Origin of the sequence: Burkholderia sp. SRS-W-2-2016 (assembly GCF_001931485.1) — a bacterium.
Taxonomy (GTDB): domain Bacteria; phylum Pseudomonadota; class Gammaproteobacteria; order Burkholderiales; family Burkholderiaceae; genus Paraburkholderia.
This window is the reverse complement of record NZ_MSDV01000089.1, coordinates 1-963: the sequence shown is the minus strand read 5'-3', so window position 1 is coordinate 963 and position 963 is coordinate 1. Positions and strand designations below refer to the sequence as shown.

At 58.9% G+C, this 963-nt stretch carries 1 protein-coding gene; it reads right to left on the bottom strand.

From position 1 onward, the window contains the following. On the bottom strand, nt 1-904 hold a 904-nt coding region (locus tag BTH42_RS33795), incomplete at its 3' end, for an IS1182 family transposase (protein WP_143752321.1). Nucleotides 905-963 lie beyond the last annotated feature (59 nt).

The window sequence follows — 963 nt, the reverse complement described above, 5'->3', positions numbered from 1 at the left end:
AGTACCCGCGATCGGCCAGCGCCTTGAGCTTCTTCCTGCCCATCGCTTCGCGCGCGGCTTTGGCCATCGGGCTTAGCTGAGCGCGGTCACTACCGACGTTCGTCACTTCGTGTGTCACGATGAGGTGGTGCTTCGTATCAACAGCCACCTGAACGTTGTAGCCCACCACGCCTGTGCCCCTGGCTTGCGACATCATCGAACGTGAGTCGGGATCAGTCAGCGAAACCTGTTTTTCCGGTAAATCATTCAACAGTTCCGCGGCCCGATCCAGATCGCGCATCTGCTCGCGCAGCGTCTCGATCTTTTCCCGCAGCCGTTCGGTTTTCGCTTCGACCTCTGCGGGTTGCGTGCGATCAGCAGTTTCCAGCGCATCCAGATAGCGCTGGATGCTTTGCCCGATCTGCTCCTGACGCTTTGCGATCTTGTTGGGCGTGAAGTTGTTATCGCGGCTGTTGACCGCCTTGAACTTGCTGCCGTCGATGGCAACGACTGCTTGCGTGAACAGCTTCAGGTCGCGGCATACCACCACGAAGCGGCGGCATACATTGCGAATGCCGGCGCCATTGCTGCGTCTGAACTCGGCAATCGTCTTGAAGTCCGGCGCGAGGCGACCGGTCAACCACATCAGTTCGACATTACGCTGGCACTCGCGCTCCAGACGTCGGCTCGACTGCACGCGATTGAGATAGCCGTAGATGTAGAGTTTGAGCAGAACGGACCGATGGTAAGACGGTCGGCCCGTGATCGCCGGCGTGGTGCCTTCGAAGCCCATGCAAGCCAGATCGAGTTCGTCTACGAATGCGTCGACGATCCGCACGGGATTGTCTTCAGCGATAAAGTCTTCGAGACACTCCGGCAGCAACGTGGCCTGATTGCGGTTTGCACCTTCGACGAATCGCCCCATCTCCGCCTCTCGCGCTAACAGGTCGATTCAGTCTAGGCGATCGCGCGGGTTTTGACACA